The organism is Methylophilus luteus, assembly GCF_042676265.1.
GTDB lineage: Bacteria > Pseudomonadota > Gammaproteobacteria > Burkholderiales > Methylophilaceae > Methylophilus > Methylophilus luteus.
In genome coordinates this window covers 41,626-63,364 of sequence record NZ_JBHTKB010000004.1, presented here as the reverse complement: position 1 = coordinate 63,364, position 21,739 = coordinate 41,626, and the positions used below count along the sequence as shown (strand labels likewise).

General features: G+C 53.7%; 22 protein-coding genes and 1 tRNA gene. 8 read left to right on the top strand and 15 right to left on the bottom strand.

Going from position 1 to position 21,739, the window contains the following annotated elements; genetic code table 11:
• The first annotated feature begins 55 nt into the window (after nucleotides 1-55).
• Together ACFQ1Z_RS14515 and ACFQ1Z_RS14510 are read left to right on the top strand one after the other, a co-directional pair.
• Nucleotides 56-373 (top strand): hypothetical protein, encoded by a 318-nt coding sequence (locus tag ACFQ1Z_RS14515; RefSeq protein WP_379059052.1) that lies wholly within the window; start codon nucleotides 56-58, stop codon nucleotides 371-373.
• A 136-nt stretch (nucleotides 374-509) separates the two neighbouring features.
• Nucleotides 510-2,552 carry a TonB-dependent receptor gene (locus tag ACFQ1Z_RS14510; protein ID WP_379059081.1) on the top strand — a complete coding sequence of 681 codons (2,043 nt, stop codon included), beginning with the start codon at nucleotides 510-512 and terminating at the stop codon, nucleotides 2,550-2,552.
• An 81-nt stretch (nucleotides 2,553-2,633) separates the two neighbouring features.
• Here ACFQ1Z_RS14510 and ACFQ1Z_RS14505 read toward each other — a convergent pair whose 3' ends face one another.
• Nucleotides 2,634-3,029, bottom strand: a complete 396-nt coding sequence (locus tag ACFQ1Z_RS14505) for a diacylglycerol kinase (protein ID WP_379059049.1) — start codon at nucleotides 3,027-3,029, stop codon at nucleotides 2,634-2,636.
• A 76-nt stretch (nucleotides 3,030-3,105) separates the two neighbouring features.
• Between ACFQ1Z_RS14505 and ACFQ1Z_RS14500 the strand changes: the two genes are divergently transcribed.
• Nucleotides 3,106-3,378, top strand: coding sequence for an oxidative damage protection protein (locus ACFQ1Z_RS14500; RefSeq protein WP_379033986.1), 273 nt, complete (start codon nucleotides 3,106-3,108; stop codon nucleotides 3,376-3,378).
• 51 nt (nucleotides 3,379-3,429) lie between these two features.
• Here the strand turns inward: ACFQ1Z_RS14500 and phoU are convergent, their stop codons facing one another.
• A complete protein-coding gene (gene phoU, locus ACFQ1Z_RS14495) occupies nucleotides 3,430-4,134 on the bottom strand; it encodes a phosphate signaling complex protein PhoU (RefSeq protein WP_379059046.1) in 705 nt (234 codons plus the stop codon).
• 85 nt (nucleotides 4,135-4,219) lie between these two features.
• The gene (gene rpiA, locus ACFQ1Z_RS14490) at nucleotides 4,220-4,888 is read right to left on the bottom strand and encodes a ribose-5-phosphate isomerase RpiA (protein WP_379059043.1); all 669 of its coding nucleotides are present in this window, start codon (nucleotides 4,886-4,888) and stop codon (nucleotides 4,220-4,222) included.
• An 89-nt stretch (nucleotides 4,889-4,977) separates the two neighbouring features.
• On the opposite strand from rpiA, the gene ilvA reads away from it, so the two are divergent.
• Both ilvA and ACFQ1Z_RS14480 read left to right on the top strand, forming a co-directional pair.
• Nucleotides 4,978-6,489 carry a threonine ammonia-lyase, biosynthetic gene (gene ilvA / locus ACFQ1Z_RS14485; RefSeq protein ID WP_379059040.1) on the top strand — a complete coding sequence of 504 codons (1,512 nt, stop codon included), beginning with the start codon at nucleotides 4,978-4,980 and terminating at the stop codon, nucleotides 6,487-6,489.
• 167 nt (nucleotides 6,490-6,656) lie between these two features.
• Nucleotides 6,657-7,772 (top strand): YVTN family beta-propeller repeat protein, encoded by a 1,116-nt coding sequence (locus ACFQ1Z_RS14480; RefSeq protein WP_379059038.1) that lies wholly within the window; start codon nucleotides 6,657-6,659, stop codon nucleotides 7,770-7,772.
• A gap of 78 nt (nucleotides 7,773-7,850) precedes the next feature.
• Here the strand turns inward: ACFQ1Z_RS14480 and ACFQ1Z_RS14475 are convergent, their stop codons facing one another.
• The 3 genes from ACFQ1Z_RS14475 to ACFQ1Z_RS14465 form a co-directional block, all read right to left on the bottom strand.
• Nucleotides 7,851-8,084 carry a sulfurtransferase TusA family protein gene (locus tag ACFQ1Z_RS14475; RefSeq protein ID WP_379059035.1) on the bottom strand — a complete coding sequence of 78 codons (234 nt, stop codon included), beginning with the start codon at nucleotides 8,082-8,084 and terminating at the stop codon, nucleotides 7,851-7,853.
• 27 nt (nucleotides 8,085-8,111) lie between these two features.
• A complete protein-coding gene (locus ACFQ1Z_RS14470) occupies nucleotides 8,112-8,429 on the bottom strand; it encodes a rhodanese-like domain-containing protein (RefSeq protein ID WP_379059032.1) in 318 nt (105 codons plus the stop codon).
• A gap of 41 nt (nucleotides 8,430-8,470) precedes the next feature.
• Nucleotides 8,471-8,546 (bottom strand) — tRNA-Phe (locus ACFQ1Z_RS14465).
• Nucleotides 8,547-8,859: 313 nt separating this feature from the next.
• Here ACFQ1Z_RS14465 and ACFQ1Z_RS14460 point away from each other — a divergent pair.
• The 3 genes from ACFQ1Z_RS14460 (at nucleotide 8,860) to pnp (ending at nucleotide 12,653) form a co-directional block, all read left to right on the top strand.
• Entirely contained in the window at nucleotides 8,860-9,753 is an 894-nt protein-coding gene (locus tag ACFQ1Z_RS14460) for a PfkB family carbohydrate kinase (RefSeq protein ID WP_379059030.1), read from the top strand.
• Between the two features lie 214 nt (nucleotides 9,754-9,967).
• Nucleotides 9,968-10,237 (top strand): 30S ribosomal protein S15, encoded by a 270-nt coding sequence (gene rpsO / locus ACFQ1Z_RS14455; protein ID WP_379034001.1) that lies wholly within the window; start codon nucleotides 9,968-9,970, stop codon nucleotides 10,235-10,237.
• 295 nt (nucleotides 10,238-10,532) lie between these two features.
• On the top strand, nucleotides 10,533-12,653 hold the full coding sequence (gene pnp / locus ACFQ1Z_RS14450) for a polyribonucleotide nucleotidyltransferase (protein WP_379059028.1): 2,121 nt from the start codon (nucleotides 10,533-10,535) through the stop codon (nucleotides 12,651-12,653).
• A 61-nt stretch (nucleotides 12,654-12,714) separates the two neighbouring features.
• Here pnp and ACFQ1Z_RS14445 read toward each other — a convergent pair whose 3' ends face one another.
• From ACFQ1Z_RS14445 to ACFQ1Z_RS14405, 9 genes are all read right to left on the bottom strand, one after another.
• Nucleotides 12,715-13,062 (bottom strand): GFA family protein, encoded by a 348-nt coding sequence (locus ACFQ1Z_RS14445; protein WP_379059026.1) that lies wholly within the window; start codon nucleotides 13,060-13,062, stop codon nucleotides 12,715-12,717.
• Between the two features lie 104 nt (nucleotides 13,063-13,166).
• On the bottom strand, nucleotides 13,167-13,649 hold the full coding sequence (locus ACFQ1Z_RS14440; RefSeq protein ID WP_379059024.1) for a GNAT family N-acetyltransferase: 483 nt from the start codon (nucleotides 13,647-13,649) through the stop codon (nucleotides 13,167-13,169).
• A gap of 18 nt (nucleotides 13,650-13,667) precedes the next feature.
• On the bottom strand, nucleotides 13,668-14,006 hold the full coding sequence (locus tag ACFQ1Z_RS14435; RefSeq protein WP_379059022.1) for a tRNA-binding protein: 339 nt from the start codon (nucleotides 14,004-14,006) through the stop codon (nucleotides 13,668-13,670).
• A gap of 60 nt (nucleotides 14,007-14,066) precedes the next feature.
• Nucleotides 14,067-14,621 carry an isochorismatase family protein gene (locus ACFQ1Z_RS14430; RefSeq protein ID WP_379059020.1) on the bottom strand — a complete coding sequence of 185 codons (555 nt, stop codon included), beginning with the start codon at nucleotides 14,619-14,621 and terminating at the stop codon, nucleotides 14,067-14,069.
• A 23-nt stretch (nucleotides 14,622-14,644) separates the two neighbouring features.
• Nucleotides 14,645-15,988: a TolC family outer membrane protein gene (locus ACFQ1Z_RS14425; protein ID WP_379059078.1), complete on the bottom strand. Its 1,344-nt coding sequence runs from the start codon at nucleotides 15,986-15,988 to the stop codon at nucleotides 14,645-14,647.
• Nucleotides 15,989-16,001: 13 nt separating this feature from the next.
• Nucleotides 16,002-16,658, bottom strand: a complete 657-nt coding sequence (locus ACFQ1Z_RS14420; RefSeq protein WP_379059018.1) for a protein-L-isoaspartate O-methyltransferase family protein — start codon at nucleotides 16,656-16,658, stop codon at nucleotides 16,002-16,004.
• A gap of 118 nt (nucleotides 16,659-16,776) precedes the next feature.
• A complete protein-coding gene (locus ACFQ1Z_RS14415) occupies nucleotides 16,777-19,965 on the bottom strand; it encodes an efflux RND transporter permease subunit (RefSeq protein ID WP_379059016.1) in 3,189 nt (1,062 codons plus the stop codon).
• A complete protein-coding gene (locus ACFQ1Z_RS14410; protein ID WP_379059014.1) occupies nucleotides 19,965-21,041 on the bottom strand; it encodes an efflux RND transporter periplasmic adaptor subunit in 1,077 nt (358 codons plus the stop codon). The genes ACFQ1Z_RS14415 and ACFQ1Z_RS14410 overlap by 1 nt, the downstream gene beginning before the upstream one ends.
• On the bottom strand, nucleotides 21,034-21,660 hold the full coding sequence (locus ACFQ1Z_RS14405; RefSeq protein WP_379059012.1) for a TetR/AcrR family transcriptional regulator: 627 nt from the start codon (nucleotides 21,658-21,660) through the stop codon (nucleotides 21,034-21,036). The genes ACFQ1Z_RS14410 and ACFQ1Z_RS14405 overlap by 8 nt, the downstream gene beginning before the upstream one ends.
• Between the last annotated feature and the right edge of the window lie 79 nt (nucleotides 21,661-21,739).

Here is a 21,739-nt window from a genome sequence, read left to right as displayed (position 1 = left end):
ATTTTTGCAACAAAATTGCAAATAAGGTGGCGCGAGATATGTTAATATATTCAACATGTTAAAGCGGTTTTATATTTATGTGCTGTTGTCCATGCTGTTTGCGGTCACGCAGATCAGCATGGCTGCGCATGAAATCAGCCACTTAAACGATCTTGCCAGCCAGTCACAGCCCGATTCCAAACATACCGGCAGTGAGGTGTGTACGCTGTGCCTGAGCTTGTCGTTAATGGCAGGTGCCTTGCCCACAGCGGCTTTTACCTGCCCGCTTGTCAGCTGCAGCCAGCCTGATGACAAGTTGACTACCCCCACGTTTGCGCAGTCCTCAGCCAGGGTCTACGCAGCACGTGCCCCGCCCGTTCTGACTCAACTTTAACATCCCTATAGCGCGCTTGCGCGATTGAACCATTGTTACAGACTTAGTTTACAGACATAGTTTGCAGAGCTTGCTGCCAAACGGCAGTGGCCTGAGCGCTTGTCTGTGAACGGATAATCGTTGAGAAAGAATCATGATGAACACAGTTAAGCACACTGCACGTGTGGCCCGATTAACCCTGAACCCCATCTGGCTGGCGTTAACAACCGCCCTGGCGCTGCCGGCGACCGCCCTGCACGCTGAAGAACACAGCCACACCCTGGACCTGGACAATGTGCCGGTCACCGGCAATCCATTAGGGGTCGCCTCTGATGATATGGTAGTGCCAGTCTCGGTGCTGGGCGGGCGTGAACTGAGTTTGCGTCGCCAGGGCACGCTGGGCGAAACATTGAATGGTATCCCCGGTGTCACCGCCACCCAGTTTGGCCCCAATGCGTCGCGCCCTATCATTCGCGGCCTGGACGGCGAGCGTGTGCGTATCATGCAGAACGGCGTCGGTATTTTGGATGCCGGCTCGCTCAGCTTCGACCACGCGGTGGCGATAGACCCGCTGATCATAGAACAGATCGATGTCGTGCGCGGGCCAGCGGCTTTACTTTATGGCGGCAGCGCGGTGGGTGGTGTGGTCAACGCTATTGATCACCGTATTCCCAAAGAGTCTTTAAATGGCGCCACCGGGCGTGCCGAAGCACGTTTTGGCGGGCCGGACAGCACACGCAATGGCGCCGCTGTTGTGGATGTAGGCAATGGCACATTTGCGATCCATGCCGATGTCTATACCCGTGAAACCAGCAATCTCGATATCCCCGGCTATGCTGTTTCCAAGCGCAAAGCGCTGGCGGATGGCACGGCACGTACCAATAACGGCAAACTGGGTAACAGTAGCGCCAATGCCGATGGCGCAGCGTTGGGCGCGGCATGGACATTCGATACCGGTTATCTGGGTATTTCCTACGCCAATATGAATAACAATTATGGTGTGGTGGCTGAGGACAATGTGCGTATCGATATGGACCAGCAACGCTGGGAAATGGCCGGTGAAGTGAGAGAGCTGCGCGGCCCCATCCAGAAACTGAAATTACGCATGGCGCATACTGATTACCAGCACGTGGAGCTGGAAGACGGTGAAGTGGGCACGACTTTCAAAAACCGCGGTATGGAAGGCAGTCTGGAGGCGACGCATGTGCCTGTAGCGGGTATCAACGGTGTGGTCGGTTACCAGTTCCAGAACACGCGTTTTCAGGCCCTGGGTGAAGAAGCCTTTGTGCCGAATGTAGTCACGCAAACCCAGGCGCTGTATGTGTATGAAGAATTACCGATAGACAAGCATAAGATCACCTTCGGTGGACGCCTGGGCGAAACCTCGGTCAACTCGACCGCAGATGACAAGTTCACACAGGCATTCAACAACCGTTTCAACCCTAACAGTTTTGCGCTGGGCGGCTTGTATACCATTGATGATGCCTGGAGTGCGACGGCTAACCTGTCACATAACGAGCGTGCGCCTAGCTATTTTGAGTTGTATGCCAATGGTGAACACGTGGCAACCGGGCAATTTGAGGTGGGGAATGTTAACCTCAATAAAGAAGTGTCGAACGGTATCGATGCCCAGTTGAAGTGGAAAGCCAACGGCCACAGTGTCACGCTTGGTGCCTATGCCACCCGCTTTCAGAATTTTATCGGGCTCTTCAATACCGGTAATGTGATTGAGACCGAACCCGGCACCTTTGTGCCCGAAGCAGCATTCCAGGCGGTGCCTGCCATGTTTAAAGGGCTGGAGCTGGAAGGCAAGTTTGCACTGAACGACGAGTGGACACTCAAGATGCGTGGTGACTATGTGCATGCCAAAGATACGCGCAACAACGAGTACCTGCCGCGCATTTCGCCACTACGGTTAGGCGGTGGCCTGGATTACCGCCTGGGTAACTGGAATGCACGCGTCGATGTATTGCGTGCTTTTAAACAGAATGACGTAGCTGAAAATGAATTGAAAACCGATGGCTATACCAACCTGAGCGCGCTGCTGGCTTACAAACTGCCAGTGAAATATCACGTCGAGTTGTTTGCCAAAGCGAATAACCTGCTTAATGACGAGATCCGCGAGCATGCTTCTTTCCTCAAGGATATTTCTCCGGCGGGTTCGCGGTCCATCTTGGTGGGTGCCAGGGCTGACTTCTAGCATGCCGAGTGATTGAAGCTATATGATGTAATAACAAAGGTTGGCGATCGCCAACCTTTTTTATTTGCCAGATCCTTCAGTCTAAGCTAGCAGTATCAGTCCCCAGACAACGCCCAGGTTGATCAGTGCCAGCAGTACTGCAGCACTGCCAATATCCTTGGCGCGTTTGGCCAGGGCGTGCCGCTCTATAGAAACACGGTCTACAACCGCCTCTACCGCAGAGTTCAGTAATTCTACTATCATGACCAGCAGCACGCTTCCTACCATCAGGATGCGATGCAAGGCCTCGGCTTCCAGGTAGAACGCCAGCGGGATCAGCACCAGCGACAGCCATACCTCCTGCCTGAAAGCATCTTCATGCTGGTAGGCGGCCTTAAAGCCGTCCATGGAGTAACCGAAAGCATTGACCAGGCGGCGCAGGCCGGTTTTGCCTTTGAACGGGCTTTCTTCGTGCGAGGGGGAGGGTTTGTTTTGCATGGATAGTCTCTAAAAATCTACATCACAATTTAACATGCGCTATGATAACGCTTTTAGCAGTGGAATGAGGATGAACATGGCAAGATTGGTGCAGTGCGTGAAACTGGGCAAAGAGCTGGACGGGCTGGATTTCCCTCCGTATCCTGGCGAACTGGGTAAAAAGATTTATCTGCATGTGTCCAAGGAAGCATGGGCAGGTTGGCTAAAGCAGCAAACCATGCTGGTCAATGAGAACCGCCTCAGCCTGGCGGATGCCAGTGCCAGGAAATATTTGTCTGAGCAAACGGAAAAGTATTTCTTTGGTGATGGTGCGGATGTCGCCACTGGTTATGTCCCACCCAGTGCTTAAATCGCCGGGTTAAAAAAAAGCACTCCTGGGAGTGCTTTTTTGTTTGCTGGATTAAGACATGGTTTCGCGCTTGATGTCTTCCAGGCTGGTGTGACGTATATCTTTACCCTTGACCATATACACCACATATTCGGAAATATTTTTTGCGTGGTCACCGATACGCTCAACTGCTTTTGCCACAAACAACACTTCCAGTGACATAGAGATGGTGCGTGGGTCTTCGAGCATAAATGTGATCAGCTGACGCATGGCGGCGCGGAATTGCTCGTCGACCTGCTCATCCTGCTTGGCGACTTCTACTGTCTGGCTCACGTCCAGGCGCGCAAATGAATCCAGCGAAGTGCGCAGCATCTCACGCACGATGCCGACCATGGATTTGATCTCGTTAAACCGGGGTTTGTACATGCGGTCCTGCTCATAGATACGCTGTGCAGTGCGCGCAATCTTGGTTGCTTCGTCGCCTATACGTTCCAGGTCGGTAATGGTTTTTACCATCATCATGATCATGCGCAGGTCACGTGCTGCAGGCTGGCGGCGGGCGATGATATGGCTACAGTCCTCATCCACCTGTACTTCCAGTGCGTTCACACGCGCATCGCGTGCCATTACGTCTTTGGCCAGGTTGACATCGGCAGTCGTAAGCGATTCCAGCGCGTTTACAATTTGCTGTTCAACCAGCCCGCCCATTTCCAGAACTTTGGAGCGTACCGATTCCAGTTCCACATCATATTGTTTTGAGGTGTGTTCAAATTGCATGACGTAATTTCCTAATTATTGTGCCCGCTAGGTTACCAGTACAATATGACAAGTTTATGATAGTTGTCAGCGTGATAGTTTTCAATTATTTGGTCAGGGTTTTAACGCCGTTTGGTGTAGCTAGCAGCAACACATTGGCTGGGCGTGACGCAAACAAGCCGTTGGTCACTACACCGACGATCTGGTTGATTTTGGTTTCCAGTTCTATAGGGTCGCTGATGGTCAGGCCGTGCACGTCCAGAATAATGTTGCCATTATCAGTGGTGAAATCACGCAGTTTAGGCTGGCCGCCAAGTTTGACCAGCTCACGTGCGACCTGGCTGCGGGCCATAGACAATACTTCCACCGGCAAAGGGAATTTACCCAGCACCGGTACATACTTGCTTTCGTCACAGATACAGATAAATGATTTGGCCACCGCTGCCACGATTTTTTCACGCGTCAATGCACCGCCGCCGCCCTTGAGCATATGCAGGTGTTCGGTGATCTCATCGGCACCGTCTACATAAATATCCAGGCTGTCTACGCTGTTCAAGTCAAATACTTCAATGCCGTGGTTGCGCAAACGTTGCGCGGTGGCTTCTGAGCTGGCAACTGCGCCTTCGATCTTGTGTTTGACCTTGGCCAGTTCATCAATAAAAAAGTTGGCGGTAGAGCCGGTGCCCACGCCTATGATGCCGTCTTTTACGTAGGTGATCGCTGCTTTTGCCACTTCCAGTTTGAGTGCGTCTTGTTGTGCTTTATCCAATGCCATCTGCTTAAATCCTTGATTAATTCTTTATAATACAAACAATTTCCTATCATACACTGCAACCATGCGGTTTTAAAATCTTAAAGCACTTGATGACCACCGACTACCGCGAAAAAATCGAACACTCCCAAGTCTATGCTGTTGCCCGCCACACTCCGCTGGATCTGATGCCTAACCTGAGCGTGCGCCTGCGTAACCAGGTCCTGCTCAAGCGCGAGGATATGCAGTCGGTATTCTCATTCAAACTGCGTGGCGCCTATAACAAGATGGCCAACCTCTCCGCAGAGGCACTGGCGCGCGGCGTGATCTGCGCCAGCGCCGGCAACCACGCACAAGGGGTGGCGCTCAGTGCACAAAAGCTGGGTTGCCGTGCCGTGATCGTGATGCCGACAACTACGCCTGCGATCAAGATCAATGCGGTCAGGGCGCGCGGTGCCGAGGTGCTGTTGTTTGGCGACAGCTATTCCGACGCCTACGCCCATGCACTGGAAGTGGAAAAATCCGAAGGCCTGACCTTTGTCCATCCTTATGATGACCCGGACGTGATCGCCGGCCAGGGCACCATCGCCATGGAAGTTTTGCAGGACCATCCCGAGCCTATAGAGGCTATCTTCTGTTGTGTGGGCGGCGGCGGTCTGCTGGCTGGCGTGGCTGCCTACATCAAGTCGTTGCGCCCTGAGATCAGGGTCATAGGGGTGGAGGCGCAAGATGCCGAAGCCATGACCGAGTCGCTGAAAAGCGGCCAGCGCGTCATGCTCGAACAAGTGGGTCTGTTTGCCGATGGCGCAGCAGTCAAGCAGGTGGGGGAGCACACTTTTGCACTGGTGCAGCAATATGTCGATGAAATGATAGTGGTCGATAACGATGAGATCTGTGCCGCGATCAAAGATGTGTTTGAAGACACCCGCAGCATACTGGAACCGGCCGGCGCGCTGGCAGTGGCCGGCTTGAAAGCCTATGCCGCGCAGCATGGGCTGCAGGGCAAAAATCTGGTAGCAGTCGCCTCTGGTGCCAATATGAATTTTGACCGCCTGCGTTTTATTGCCGAACGTGCCGAACTGGGCGAGCACCGCGAAGCGGTGTTTGCGGTGACTATCCCGGAGACGCCAGGTGCTTTCAAAACCTTTTGCCGCCTGCTGGGCAACCGTAATATCACCGAATTCAATTACCGCTACGCCGATGCCAGCCAGGCACACATCTTTGTTGGCGTCTCGGTGCAAAGCACCAGTGAGCCGGCCGAAATCACGCGTGCCCTGGATGCGGCCGGCTTAAAGGCCCTGGACCTGACCGGCAATGAAATGGCCAAACTGCATTTGCGCCACCTGGTGGGCGGCCATGCGCCGCAAGCGCAGAATGAGGTGGTCTACCGCTTTGAATTTCCGGAGAAACCCGGCGCTTTGATGAACTTTCTCGAATCTATGGGTCACAACTGGAACATCAGTTTGTTTCATTACCGTAACCATGGTGCAGATTTTGGCCGCGTGCTGGTGGGTATGCAGGTGCCGCCAGAAGAGAAAGCAGCTTTTGAGCAGTTTCTCAAGCAATTGGGCTATCCTTACTGGGATGAAAGCGCTAACCCTGCCTATCAGTTATTCCTGGGTTAAGGGATATTGAGTGGCTGATAACAGCCATTATGGTGGTTTATAACAGCCACTTTTAATGCTGTATTGATAGCAATCAGTCTTGGGTGGCGTCCGCTGCCCGTTTGCCGGGCGAGAATGATTTTTGCTGGTGTGATTAAACTTTAAATAATAATCAGGAGATAGTTTGCATGTTGAATTCACCTTTCGCGCGTCGTACGCGCATCAGTTTGCTATTGCTGGCGCTGGTAGCCAGCGTGGCTGCCTGTAATAAAGCCGACGAATCTGCGCCAGAAGCGGCTGCCCCTGCTGCCAGTGCACCGGCAGGTGCTGTGGCCTATGTGTCTACACAGGATGCAGGCGTAGAGGTCATAGATCTGAGCACCTGGCAAGTCAGCAGGCATTTTGATGTTAAGGCAACCGGCCCGCGCGGCCTGGCGGTCACCGACGACGGCAAAAAACTGATAGTCGCGACTAAAGACAACGAAAGTATCTCTGTGATCGACACGGCCACAGGCGAAGTCCTGCAGCAGATCAATGTCGGCAAAAACCCAGAGTTCGTGCGCGTGAGCGGCAATTATGCATTTGTGTCATCCGAGCCTAGCTCAAAAGGCGGGCCTCCACCAAAAGCGGGTGAGGAAGACGACGATGACGATGATGAAGAAAAAATCCCGGCCAAGATCGCGGTGGTTGATTTAGGCAAAGGCGAGAAGGTCCGCGAGATCACTGGCGGGCCGGAAACTGAAGGTATTGAGTTTTCCGCCGATGGCACGCAACTGGTGATCACCAACGAAGCCGATAATACCGTGACGGTGCACAACATTGAAACCGGCGAGCTGATCAAAACCGTGCAGACACATGCGCATGGCGACCGCCCGCGCGGTATCAAGGTCTCGCCGGACGGCAACACCTATCTGGCCACCCTGGAATTCGGCAATAAATTCCTGGTGCTGGATAAAGAGTTCAATGTGGTGCGCACGGTAGATACCGCAGAAACGCCGTATGGTATCGCCTATGACGCTAAAGGCGAGCGTATCTTTGTTGCCACTAATAAAGCCAAACTGTTGCAAGTGTTTGATGCCAAGACTTATGAAAAGATCAAGGAAGTGCCTACCGGCAACCGTTGCTGGCATTTCAGCTTTACCCCGGACAACAAGGATATCCTGTTGGCCTGCGGCAAGTCTGATGCCGTGTTTGTGATCGATGCTGATAAGCTCGAAGTGACCAAGCAGGTTGAAGTGAAAAACATGCCCTGGGGTGTAGTCACCTTCCCTAAAGCCATGGGTAGCCTGGAAAACGCCAAGTAATCATCGCTGGCAGCAATAAAAAAGCCCGCAGCGATGCGGGCTTTTTTTTGCTGCTGGGTGTTCATTTGAAACTGGGTGTTAAGCGGTGCGCTTTTTGATCCAGAAAGTGAATACGCCATCGGTTTCCTGCATTTCAAGCAAGCTGTGGCCGGTTTGGCGGCAAAACGCGTCAAAGTCTTTTTTTGAACCCGGGTCGGTGGCCATGATCTTCAGCACTTGGGCCGGGCCTAACTCATTCAGGGCTTTTTTGCAGCGCAAGATAGGCAAGGGGCAATTCAGGTTGCGGGCATCGACTTCTTTATCACTCAGCATATGAATATCCTGGAAGGTGGCTGCTGGCTATGCAGCGGTGATCGGCAAGCCAGCGCCTGCCCAGGCCAGTATGCCGCCTGCCAAGTGCGAGACATCCTTCACCCCTTGGGCGAGGGCGAACTCGCCTGCTGAAACAGAGCGTACGCCGCTGCGGCAGTAAAACACCAGTTTTTTATCTTGTGGCAGTTGGTCGAAAGCACTGGCAAGGTGGCCCAAAGGCACATGCAATGCGCCAGGCAATATGCCGGAGACCAGCTCGTGATCGTTGCGTATATCGATCAGCAACAAGGACGGGTCATTCAATAAGGGGTGTAATTCATCCGGTGTTAAGTGTTTTAATGACATCAACAAACCCAGGAATAAGATGCCGGAAGGCATGGAAGAAGTGGTGGCCAGAGGCAGAATCGAACTGCCGACACGAGGATTTTCAATCCTCTGCTCTACCGACTGAGCTATCTGGCCAACAACAATTCGAGTTAGCCCCGAATTGCAAGTTGCGCATTATAGCAAAGATATTCGGGAATGCACACAAAAGATAAAAAATTTCACAGCGACCATGCGCAACCTGTTTTAAAGGCATTATTTGCCTGGCTATACTTTTGCCAGCAGCAACGGCAACACAGGGTGGATGCGGCTGTATGATGAATATGGGCGCTGTGCATGCTCAAACTGCAACAACAGCGGTGTATGGCGGTCAAACCTGTCTCGCAGTCTACGGCAGTGAAATAGCACAAGCATTACTCACTAAGCACTTAATAAAAATAGGATATAACGTATGTCAAATTCAGTCATGATTTTAGGCGAAGTGCTGGGGGATGTTTTCCCCGAGCAAACCATTATCGGCGGCGCTCCGTATAACGTTGCGCGGCATAGCCATGCTTTTGGCCTGGACGTACACCTGTTAACTGCAGTCGGCAAAGATGCGCTGGGCCAGCGTATCCTCAATGAAATGCAAGCGGCTGGCTTGCCTACCAAATGTGTGCAGCAACACGCTGACTTGCCCACCGGGCAGGTGAAGGTGCATTTTGAGCAACATGGGCACCGCTTCGAGATCCTGGATGACCAGGCCTATGATGCGCTGGACTGGCCGCCGGTGCAGGCATTGGCCGAGCAATATCCGCCCAAATTGGTGTATTTCGGCACCCTTGCACTCAGGCATGCGCCCATGCAAGCCGTGGCACAACAATGGTTAAAGCTTTGCCATAGCGCCACCGTGTTTTGCGATATCAACCTGCGCGCGCCCTGGTATGACAAAAACAGCCTGACGCTGGCCCTCAATGCGGCGCACATCCTCAAGATCAACCATGAAGAATTGCCTGAAGTGTGCAAACTAATGGGCTTGCCGGCTGAGTCTGACCTGAACGCGCAGGCTGGGCAGCTGCTGGCCGCATTCAATTTGCGCGAAATGTTCGTCACCTGTGGTGAGCAAGGCAGTTTCTGGCTGGATGCGCATGGCAACAGTTTCCGCGAGGCGCCTGTGCCGTTAAAAACCGCATTCGTCGATAGCGTAGGCGCTGGCGATGCCTACACTGCCATCGTCATTCGCGGCCTGCTGGCCGATAAACCCAGGCAAGCCATGCTGGCGGAGGCAGCCAGATTTGCGGCGGCCATTTGTGGTATCCGTGGTGCCGTGCCTGACAACACCGGGTTTTATCAGGATTTCATCTGACTCAGGATTTCACTTAACTCAAAGATTTCAGTTAGCCGGTTTTGCGCGGCCAAAGGCAAAAAATTAGCAAAAACAGAAACTTACTGCACAAATAACTTTGCAAGGTTATGCTTTGTCACTATAATGCTGGGTTCGAGTAAATTGATTATCGACGCGGTAAGGCAAATAGGTTGTCTGGCTGCAACGATATTGACGCTAATTAGGAAGATTAAAGATGGCTGTTACCGCAGAACAATCCGCAAAAATTATCAAAGATTTCCAACGCAGTCCTAACGATACTGCCAGTCCAGAAGTGCAGGTTGCTTTATTGACCAACCGCATCACTTACCTGACAGAGCATTTCAAATCCAACAAAAAAGACAACCACTCACGTCGTGGTCTGCTGGCGCTGGTAAGCCAACGTCGTAGCTTGCTGGATTACCTGAAAGGCAAAGATGTCAGCCGCTATCAGACATTGATCGAGCGTTTGAACCTGCGTAAATAATTTGGTTAAAGTGACGAAAGTTACAACTCACTTATAACGAAATAAAAGCCGACGGCATGGTGATTGCCTCGGCTTTTTTGTTTTAAAAATCCTGGATTTGCACGCAACACCAGGGTGAAACATCACTAACGGGGTGGCTTCTGTGAGTGCGTTTTGCTTGCTGAGCAAACAAACAGCGTGCTGATAGAAGTCACCGCATATCGCGAAACAGCGAATTAATCATTTATTCGCTGATTCTATACTGTTGAGATTGGCTATTAGGTAGTGAATAGCCATGGTAGATAAAGGAAAAACAATGTTTGAAATTACTAAAAAAAGCGTGCAGTTCGGTGCGCATACCCTGACCATAGAAACCGGGGAAGTCGCGCGCCAGGCTGACGGTGCCGTGATGGTGAGCTACGGCGATACCGTGGTATTGGTTGCCGCTACTGCAAAAACCACAGTGAAGGAAGGCCAGGACTTTTTTCCACTGACGGTTGATTATCAGGAAAAAACCTATTCAGCAGGCCGCATTCCAGGTGGCTACTTCAAGCGTGAAGGCCGTCCTTCAGAAAAAGAGACCTTGACCGCACGTTTGATCGACCGCCCTATGCGCCCTCTGTTCCCGGATGCGTTCTACAACGAAGTGCAAATTGTTGCCACAGTGTTGTCCTACGATCCTGAAATTGATGCGGATATTCCAGCTATGATCGGTGCATCAGCAGCGATCGCATTGTCCGGTATCCCATTCTACGGCCCTATGGGTGCTGCGCGTGTGGGTTATATCAATGGTGAATATGTATTGAACCCAACCGCGACACAGCTGAAAGAATCTGCACTGGACCTGGTGGTTGCGGCGACAGAAACCGCTGTGATGATGGTGGAATCAGAAGCGAAAGAACTGCCAGAAGATGTGATGCTGGGCGCCGTTGTTTACGGCCACGAGCAAATGCAGTCTGTGATCAAGATCATCAACGAACTGGCTAATGAAGCCGGTAAAGATGCCTGGGACTGGGCTGTGCCAGAGCCAGACACTGCTCTGATCGCAAAAATCGAGGAGATCGCTGCTACTGATATCAATGCCGCTTTCCAGATCAAATCCAAAGGCGAGCGTTCAGCCAAGCTGGATGAAGTGAAGTCTAAAGTGATGAGCACCTTGATCACTGAAGAAACATCAACGCTGGAAGCCAACAAGATTAAAGACGAGTTCTTTAAACTGGAAGCCAAAACCGTGCGTAGCCAGATCCTGAACGGCGAGCCACGTATCGATGGCCGCGATACACGCACTGTGCGTCCTATCGTGATCCGCTCCGGTGTATTGCCGCGTACACACGGTTCAGCCCTGTTTACCCGTGGCGAAACACAGGCGCTGGTTGCAACTACACTGGGCACTGGTAAAGATGAGCAACTCATAGATGCACTGGGTGGCGAATACTACGAAAATTTCATGCTGCACTACAACATGCCTCCGTTCGCCACTGGCGAAACCGGCCGTGTAGGTACGCCAAAACGCCGTGAGATCGGCCATGGCAACCTGGCTAAACGTGCGCTGAAAGCAGTATTGCCAGCCAAAGGCGAGTTTGATTACACCATCCGCGTAGTGTCAGAAATCACTGAGTCTAACGGTTCCAGCTCTATGGCCTCTGTCTGTGGTGGCTGCCTGTCCATGCTGGACGCTGGCGTGCCATTGACTGCGCATGTGGCCGGTGTCGCCATGGGCCTGATCAAGGAAGGTAACCGCGTAGCGGTGCTGACCGATATCCTGGGTGATGAAGATCATCTGGGTGATATGGACTTTAAAGTAGCAGGTACCGATAAAGGCATTACTGCCCTGCAAATGGACATCAAGATCACCGGTATCACGGCACAGATCATGCAAGTGGCACTGGCACAAGCCAAAGAAGGCCGTGCGCATATCCTGGGTCTGATGAAAGAAGCAGTTTCCGGCGTCAACACCGAGATGTCACAATTTGCCCCACGCATCATCACCATGAAAATCAATCCGGACAAGATCCGTGACGTGATCGGTAAAGGCGGCGCTGTGATACAGGCACTGACTAAAGAAACCAACACCAGCATTGATATTGAAGATGACGGCACCGTGAAGATCGCCTGCACCAGTGCAGAAGAAGGTGCTGAAGCACAACGCCGTATCGCTGCCATCACTGCAGAAGTTGAAATCGGCCAGGTTTACGAAGGCCCAGTGGTCAAGATCCTGGACTTCGGTGCCGTGGTAACACTGTTGCCAGGTAAAGATGGCCTGGTACACATTTCACAGATCGCTCACGAACGCGTGAAAGCGGTAGGCGACTACCTCAAGGAAGGCGACGTTGTGAAAGTGAAAGTGGTAGAGATCGATGACAAAGGCAAAGTGCGTTTAAGCATCAAAGCCCTGATAGACCCACCAGCCAGAGAAGAAACACCGGCTGCTGAGTAATTAGCAGTAAACTAAAAAGCCCGCGCAAGCGGGCTTTTTTATTGGCAAATTTAGCAGCGGATCATGCAGATTTGCCATCGTAATGTTGTACGGGAATACTTTCCAGATCAATGTCTTCTATACAGCGAATATTAATTGCGGCCATGCTATTCCCTTTAGGATCGACACCTTCACCATAAGGGTGTATGCCACAGGTTTTGCAAAAGTGATGTTTGATGACGTGTTTATTAAAGGTGTAAGTGCTAAGGGCAGACGCTGGCGTCAGCAGCTTGAATGCGGCAAGTGGCGTAAACCAAAGCAGCGAACCTTTGCGCTGGCATAGCGAGCAGTTACAAGCCAATGCAGCTTTGATTTCTCCCTCGACTTCAAATGCGATAGCGCCGCAGTGACAGCTTGCTTTATATTTCATTATTCATGTCCTCATTGGTTTTAAGGCTAAGTGAAATAAGACTAAGGTGAAATAAGGCTAAGTGAAAGTGTATTAACAATGCTGATCAGAGATGAGCCAAGCAGCTATAGCCATTTGTACATCACCACTGCGTCGACATAACCTAGCGCTGGATGACGGAATGCTTTTGGTAATCTGCCCACTGTTTCAAAACCCAGCTTGGTCCATAAGCGTAGCGCGCCTTCATTGGTAGAGGCAACAAAGTTGAACTGCATGGCCAGGTAACCCAGTGATCTGGCGATCTGTTGCGAGTGCTCGCACATGGTGGTTGCCAGGCCACGGCCACGCGCGGCAGGCGAGACCATATAGCCGCAATTGCAGACATGGTCGCCGCCGCCAGCCTGGTTGGTCTTGATGTAGTAGGTGCCCAGGATCTCGCCGTTTTCTTCGGCGACAAAGGTTTTTCTCGGCGCTTCCAGCCAAAGTTTGATGGCTTGTTCTCTGGTGGTATCGCGCGGGTAGGCGTAGGTCTCACCGGCAGCGACTATGGTTTTAAAGATAGGCCATATCTGATCAAAATCAGCGATGGTGGCTTCACGGATATGCATAGCTGCTTTCTTGATGACTTAGAGTAACTTGGTGCCCAGTGGCACCTCATGTTCGGGCACGCAAAGCGTGACATTTCCGTCAGCATCGTGAAAGCCGGTCACCAGGCATTCAGACATAAACGGGCCTATCTGTTTGGCGGGGAAATTCACTACTGCTACCACCAGTTTGCCGATCAGGTTATGCGCTGTGTAATGCGCGGTGATCTGAGCACTGGATTTGCGGATGCCGATCTCGGGGCCAAAATCAATTTGTAATTTATAGGCGGGTTTACGCGCTTCAGGGAACGCCTCTGCTGAAAGTACGCGACCGACGCGCAGTTCTACTTTGCTGAAATCATTCCATTCAATTTGATTCATTGCTGCGATAGCCCCGTTTTTGCGATAACACATTATCGCAGAAAAAACGGCGTGCTTTGGTTAACGGATCAGTGCCGAGATGGCTTTGAATTGCGCATGGTTTGCCGCTTGCAGCGGTTCAAACAACATGGATTCGGTGTTGGTGATGATGCAACCGGCGTCACGCATGCGCGCAAGTGCATTCAGGCGGTTGGCGTCGCTACGCGAGATGACTGCGTCTTCAACTATAAATACCTGCTTGCCTGCGGTCAGCGCATCCAGTGCCGTTTGCAGTACGCAAATATGCGCTTCCAGCCCGAACAGCACCACCTGCGGCGCGACACTGACTGAGGATTCCTGTAACGCCGTTTCGTGCCAGGCTGAAAAAGCGAGTTTTCCATAGCGCGGGGTATATTCCGGCAGCATCGTCTGTAATTCCGGCAGGGTGTCGCCGAGTTTTTCCGGGTATTGTTCGGTCACCCACAGTGAGATATTGAGCAGTTGCGCAGCCTGGATCAGGCGCTGGATATTTTTGACCACCGTTGCCATCTGGCTGTCCGGCATCACGGCACACAATCGCATTTGCACATCTACTAGCATCCAGACGGCATCAGTGCTGGCGATGACAGGGTTCATGCTCATACCTTTTTTTGGCTAGTTTATTTTTTGGCAAGTTGCTGGTCTATATCCTGCAGATCGGCTTCAGACACGATGCCGCTGGCGGTTTTCAGGCGGATGATATTCACCAGGTAGTTATAGCGCGCTTGTAATAGATCGCGGTTAGCGCTGAAGTATTGCTGTTGCGCGTTGAGCACATCTACGCTGGTGCGTATGCCGACTTCGTAGCCTAGCTGGGTAGAGTCCATCTGACTCTGGCTGCTTTTGAGAGCCTGCTCCAGCGCTTTCACCTGGGCGATGCTGGTATTCAGGTTCAGATAGGCGCGCTGGGTTTCCAGTGTGGTCTGGCGCAAGGCATTCTGCAGATCATCCACTGCTTTTTGCCGGTTAAAGGCGGCCTGGCGCACGCGTGAAGTCGCCGCACCGCCCTGGTAGAGCGGTATGGAGACTTCCACGCCTATGCTGGCGCTGGTCAGGTCGCTGCCAAATCCGTACTGGCCGCCGTTGCTGTAACTGTCCTGGTAACTGGCAACCGCATCTACTGACGGGTAATGGCCGGCGCGCGCGATCTCAATGTCTTTTTCACTGACCTGTATGCTTTCCTGCTGAATCTGGATATTCAGGTTGCTGGCATTGGTCACATCCTGCCATTCCTGCATGGGTTTCAGGCTGGGTGTGACTTGTATATCTTCGCGTACCGCGGCCAGCTGTTCCGGCAGTTTGCCGGTGATCGCCTGCAGGCTGCGTCTGGCGATCTCCATTTCATTCAGTGCCGACAGCTCTTGCGCTGCGATCAGGTCATAGCGGGCCTGCGCTTCATTGACGTCGGTAATGGTGGCGGAGCCGACTTCAAAAGTGGCCTTAGCCTGTTGCAACTGGCGTTGAATGGCTTTTTTCTGTGCATCTATCAGCCTGATACGGTCTTGCGCCAGCAACATATCAAAATAAGCCTGGGTGGTGCGCAGCATGAGCCCTTGCTGGGCTAAGTGATATTGCTTGTCGGCAATGCTGACCTGCACCTTGCTCTGGTCTATGCGTTCCAGATTTTCCTTGCGGAAGATAGGCTGCCTGGCTTGCAACTGCGCCTGGTAGCCTTCAAAGTTATTGCGGCCACCAGGAAAAGGGGCCTGGTTACCGACGATCTTCAGATCGGTGCGGTTGGCACTGGCCCCGGCCAGAAAGTTGACCGAAGGCCGGTAACCGGCTTTGGCCTGTTCTATGATCTCCTGCGCGGCCTGGTTGGCGCTGCCGGCAGAAGCCAGTTGCGGATCATTGGCTTTGGCTTCCTGGTAAATATCCAGCAGGCTTTGCGATGACGCCCAGGCCGATGATGTGAGTGCCAGCCCGGCCAGCAACACAGAGCGGATAAACCTGGCGACCGGCATGGGCGCTAGCAAACTAGAATGAAAATGCCTGTGCTTGCGGGGCATTCTGCATCTCGGTCAGACTGGTCTCAAACAGCACATCCTGCTTGTAGCTATGCTCGGCCAGGCGCTGGATCAGGGCCGCCTGCATCACCGGTGCTTTACCAAGCACGATCAGCATGCGGCCGCCTATGCTGAGCTGGCGGCGTACGCCTTCAGGTTCTACCGGGCTGGAGGCGGTGAACACGATGGCGTCAAACGGTGCGTGCGATTCGTAGCCGCTATGGCCGTCGCTTTCTATGACCTGCACATTCTGTATGCCCTGCTTGCTCAGGTTTTGGCTGGCCAGTGTGCATAACTCGGGAAAAACTTCCAGCGCAGTCACTTGCGCACTATGCTGCGCCATCAGCGCCGCCAGGTAGCCGCTACCGGCACCTATCAGCAACACCTTGTCGGTTGCCTGCAGTTGCAAAGCCTGCAAAAAGCGGCCTTCGACTTTAGGGCTGAGCATTTGCTGCGCGTGCGCCAGGGGGATCTCAATATCGGCAAAGGCCAGCCCGCGATAGGCATCCGGCACAAAGTTTTCACGCGGGATACTGTTAAGCGTGGCCAGTACCCTGGGGTCCAGCACCTCCCAGGTGCGGATCTGTTGCTCTATCATGTTAAAACGTGCGGTTGCCTGGTCTGTCATGGTCTAGTCCTGTGTGTAAGTTCAATGTCCATCTCGTTGCAGAATGCAGGGCAATTGCCCGTGCAACCCGCCCTGCATTTAATGCCTGTTTCTATCGCCATTATAGTTTATTGCGCCCTTATTTCGAGGTCCTGGCAGTCAATCCGGCCCAGAATGTATACAGGGCAGGTACGAATAATATGGTCAGCACGGTCGCTACTGCCAGGCCACCCATGATAGCCACCGCCATGGGCCCGAAAAACACGCTGCGTGTCAGCGGTATCATCGCCAGTATCGCCGCTGCCGCCGTCAGCACGATGGGGCGGAATCTACGCACGGTGGATTGCACCACGGCCTGTTGCAGCGTGGCACCCTCGGCGATATCCTGATTGATCTGATCCACCAGGATGACCGAGTTACGCATGATCATGCCCGAGAGCGCGATGCTGCCCAGCATGGCGACAAAGCCGAATGGCATGTTGAACAACAGCAGGGCGAAGGTGATGCCTATCATGCCCAGCGGCGCGGTCAATACCACTAACAGCACATTGCTGATACTACGCAGTTGCAGCATCAATAAGGTGAATACCGCTGCGAGAAACAAGGGCACGCCTTTGGCGACCGATTGCGCGCCTTTGGCCGATTCTTCGATCGCGCCGCCAGTTTCTACTGTCACGCCAGCCGGGAGTTTTTGCAGTAGCGGCTGCAGTGCCTGCTGTATCTGTTCTGAAACCACAGGCGCCTGCATATTGCCGCTCAGGTGCGCCCTGACCGTGATCGATGGCACGCGGTTGCGCCGCCAGACTACGCCTTCCTCAAAGCCATAATGGATATTGGCGATTTGCGCCAGCGGCACACGTTCGCCACGCTGGCTTAATACGGTCAATTGCCCCAGTTGCGATAAGCTGGCGTGCTCGGCTGCGGTGCTGCGCATTACCAGGTCTATGCGCTCATTACCTTCGCGGAACTCGCTGATCACCTGCTCGTAGTACTGGGTATTCAGCAATTGCGCGATATCGGCAGAGCTGACACCCAGCAGGCGCGCTTTGTGCTGGTCTATGTCCACGCGCATGACTTTACTGGGCTCTTCCCAGCTTAACTGCACGTTGCGCAGGTGCGGGTTGGCACGCATGGCAGCGGCGATCTCGTGCGCGACCTGCCTGATAGCCGGCAAATGCTGGCCGTTGACCCTGAACTGCACCGGGAAACCCACCGGCGGACCGTTTTCCAGGCGCAGGACAGAGGCGCGCAACTGCGGGAAATCGTGTTCAAACAGCGTCAGCAAGTCATTGCGTAAAGCCTCGCGCTGCTGCAGGTCACTGCACAGGATCACCAGTTGCGAGAATGCCCTGTGTGGCAGCTGCACATCCAGCGGCAGGTAATAACGCGGTGCGCCTGAGCCTACATATGACACCACGTTTTGCAATGGTGCATGGCTTTGTTGCCATTGTTGCAGCCAGTGCTCGAGCTGCCTGACGGCATCATCGGTGGCCTGGTCGCTGGCGTTTTCAGCCAGACGCAGATCGACCACGATCTCCAGCCGGGTGGAGTCAGGGAAAAACTGTTGTTGTACTTTGCCGAAGCTGAGCATAGCCACCACGAACAGTATGATGGTGGCGATGATCACGCTGCCTTTATGCAGCACACACCAGCTGACTATGCCTTGCAGGCGCCGGTAGAAACGCGTCTCGTACAGTGCGGTGTGGTGAGTACTTGCTTCGCTTGCCGGCTTTGCTTTCCAGCCCAGGGACTGTTTGATACGGGATAGTCTGCCCGGCGGGCCCTGCTCAGGCTGCCTGGCACCGGGCAGCAGGTGATAACCGAGGAATGGCACCACGATCACGGCGGCGACCCAGGATAAGGTCAGCGCAATGGCCGACACCTGGAAGATTGAACGTGTGTATTCGCCGGTTGAAGAAACCGCAGTGGCGATAGGCAGAAAACCGGCCACGGTGACCAGGGTGCCGGTGAGCATGGGCATGGCGGTAGAGGTGAAGGCAAACGAAGCCGCCTGCATTCTTTCCCAGCCTTGCTCCATTTTGGCCGCCATCATCTCCACTGCAATAATGGCGTCATCCACTAGCAGGCCTAATGCCAGAATGAGTGCGCCCAGCGAGATCTTGTGCAGACCTATATTGAACCAGTCCATGAGCAGGAAGGTACCAGCCAGCACGATAGGAATCGCCACGGCGACCACGATACCGGTACGCCAGCCCAGTGACAGCAGGCTGACCGCCAGCACGATGAGCAGGGCTTCGGTCAGTGAGTGGACAAAATCCTGCACCGAATGCTGCACGATCTCGGGCTGCGAGGTGACCAGTTGCAACTGCACGCCCAGCGGTAATTGCTGTTGTACGCTGCTGATATGCTGTTGCAAGGCTTTGCCGAGGGCGATCACGTCGCCGCCCTGTTGCATGCTCACGCCTATCAGTAAAGCAGGCTTGCCATTGTAGTGTATGCGTTGTGCTGGCGGGTCGGCATAAGCGCGTTTAATAGTGGCGATCTCACCCAGGGTCAGGTTCTGCGTGCCAGTGCGGATAGGAAAATCGCGCAAGTCTTCCAGTGTCTGCAAGCGGCCACTCACACTCATGCGGATGCGCTCTGGGCCTGCATCAAACGTGCCGGCACCGGTGACTGCATTTTGCTGCTGCAGCATTTGCGCCAGCTGCGCCGGGCTGATACCCAGCGAGGTGAGTTTCTGGTTAGACAGCTCGATAATGATCTTTTGCGGCTGCTCGCCAAACAGGTCGACTTTTTCAATATCCGGCAGTTTCAGCAGGCGGGCACGCACCCACTCCGCCTGGCGTTTCAGCTGTTGCGGCGTCAGTCCATCGGCGGTCATGGCGTACATGGTGCCGTACACATCACTGAACTCGTCATTAAAGGTCAGGCTCTGCAGATCTGCCGGGAAAGTATGCCGGATATCACCTATCTTCTTGCGTATCTGGTACCACAGTTCCGGGATTTTCTCCGAGAAGGTATCGTCGCGTATCACCACAAACACCACTGACTCACCGGGGCGCGAGTAGCTGTTCATGTAGTCTATAGACGGGATCTCCTGCAGCTTTTTCTCTATCCTGTCTGTGACCTGTTGCTCGACTTCCTGCGCCGAAGCTCCGGGCCAGCTGCTGCGGATAAGCATGACTTTGAACGTGAACGGCGGGTCTTCGGATTGGCCAAGGTGGGTATAGGCCAGCATGCCGCCTACCAGGGTCAGAATAATAAAATACAGCACCAGCGCCTGGTTCTTAAGTGCCCAGGTAGAAAGGTTGAAGCGATGCGATGGTTGCCCATCCGGCAGCTGCTCAGGAGCTTGTGGCGCTGACATCAGTTGAGTACCTCAGGTGCCGGTGTCACTGCTTGTACCTGCATGCCTTCAGCCAGGGTATGCACACCTATGGTGGCTATGGTCTCCTGTGCTTGCAGGCCGCTGGTGATCTCCATGCCCGCTTCGGTGAGGTCACCAGTGGTGACTGGCCGCAGATGTGCCTGCTGCTTGTTATCTATCACCCACACCGCCGCCTGATCGCCATGGCGGGTGACAGCAGTGGTAGGAACGATGATTTTTTGTGTCGCGCTCGCCGGGCTGAAAGTCACTTGTGCTGTCATGCCCAGCTTGATGCGCGGGTCTACCTGCAGCAGCTGTATGCGCAGATCAAAGGCATGGGTCTGGCTGTTGGCGGCTGGCGAAATTTCGCGGATACGCCCGGCATGCACCTGGCTAGCGTCGCCCAGGCTGACCTGTGCCTGGTCGCCGACCTGCAAGTGGTCTATCAGGGTCTCAGGCACCGCGATCTGCACTTCCAGTGTTTGCAGGTCATATATCTGTGCCACAGTTTGCCCGGCGGCGACCACCTGCCCGGGCTCGGCCTGTATCATGCCTATGACCCCGGCACGGTCGGCCAGCAGTTGCGTATAGGCGGTCTGGTGCTGGCTGACTGCGGCTTGTGATTGTGCCTGGGTCACGCGCGCCTGCGCGGTTTTGACCTGTGTCTCGTAAGTGTCGAGCGCAGACCTTGAAATGAATTGTTGCCGGTAGAGTTGCTGACGGCGTTGCAGTTCGGCTTGTGCCAGGGCCAGATTGGCCTGCGCGGTCTGCACGTCGGCACTGGCCGCTTGCGCGTTGAGCCTGGAGTCATTCGGGTCCAGCCTGGCAATCAGCTGGCCTTTTTTCACCTGGTCGCCGACATTGACTGCCCGCTCGGTGATCTTGCCCGCCACCCTGAAGCCTATGTTTGATTCATAACGTGAGCGCACTTCGCCGGTATAACTGCCGCCAACGGCGTGGTCGGAAGTGCCCACCGTCATGACCCACACCGGGCGCGGCGCTGCTGCTTGCTGGCTTTGCTGCTGGCAGGCGGCCAGCAGCAAAGCAATGGTCGCAATCATGATGGTTTTATTCATGCTGAGCTTCTTTCAGGAGTCCATGCGTACACATTTGCACCATGCAATCTATGCGTGTTTCCAGCGGCCGCCAGTTGATCCAGGCATCTTCCGCCATATTGATCTGCAATGAGCACAGCCCGTGCATGGCGGCCCACACCGTTTGCGCGATCAGGGTCGCGTCGGTGAAGGCCGGTTTGAAAATGCCAGCTGCATAAGCGCTGCTCACCACGCCTATCAGTTGTGAGTAGGCATCCTGCTCGGGATTATTTTGTTCTATGCTGGACAGGGTAGGATCGCATGGTGGATGCTGGGTCATAAACATCATGCGATAGTGGTTGGGGTTGGTCAGCGCGAATTGCACATAGTGCTGCGCGAATTGCAGAAAGCGTTGCAAGGGGTCGTCTATGCTTAAAGTCGATTGCAATGCCTGCGCCAGTTTCAATACGTCACTGTCTACCACTGCCCGCAGTAATTGTTCCTTATCACTAAAGTAAAGATAAAGGCTGGTGGCTGAGTAGCCTATGCGGGTAGCGATGGCGCGCATGGTCACCGCCTCTACGCCCTGGTGAATGAACAGTTCGCGCGCGGCATCGATGATCACGGTGCGCAAGGCCTGTTTTTCAGCTTCGGTTTTCACTTTTGGCGGCATGAATAAATACGTATGTTAAACACGGTTTTAAAACATTAACGCCGTTAACTTAACATTGTTAATTTAT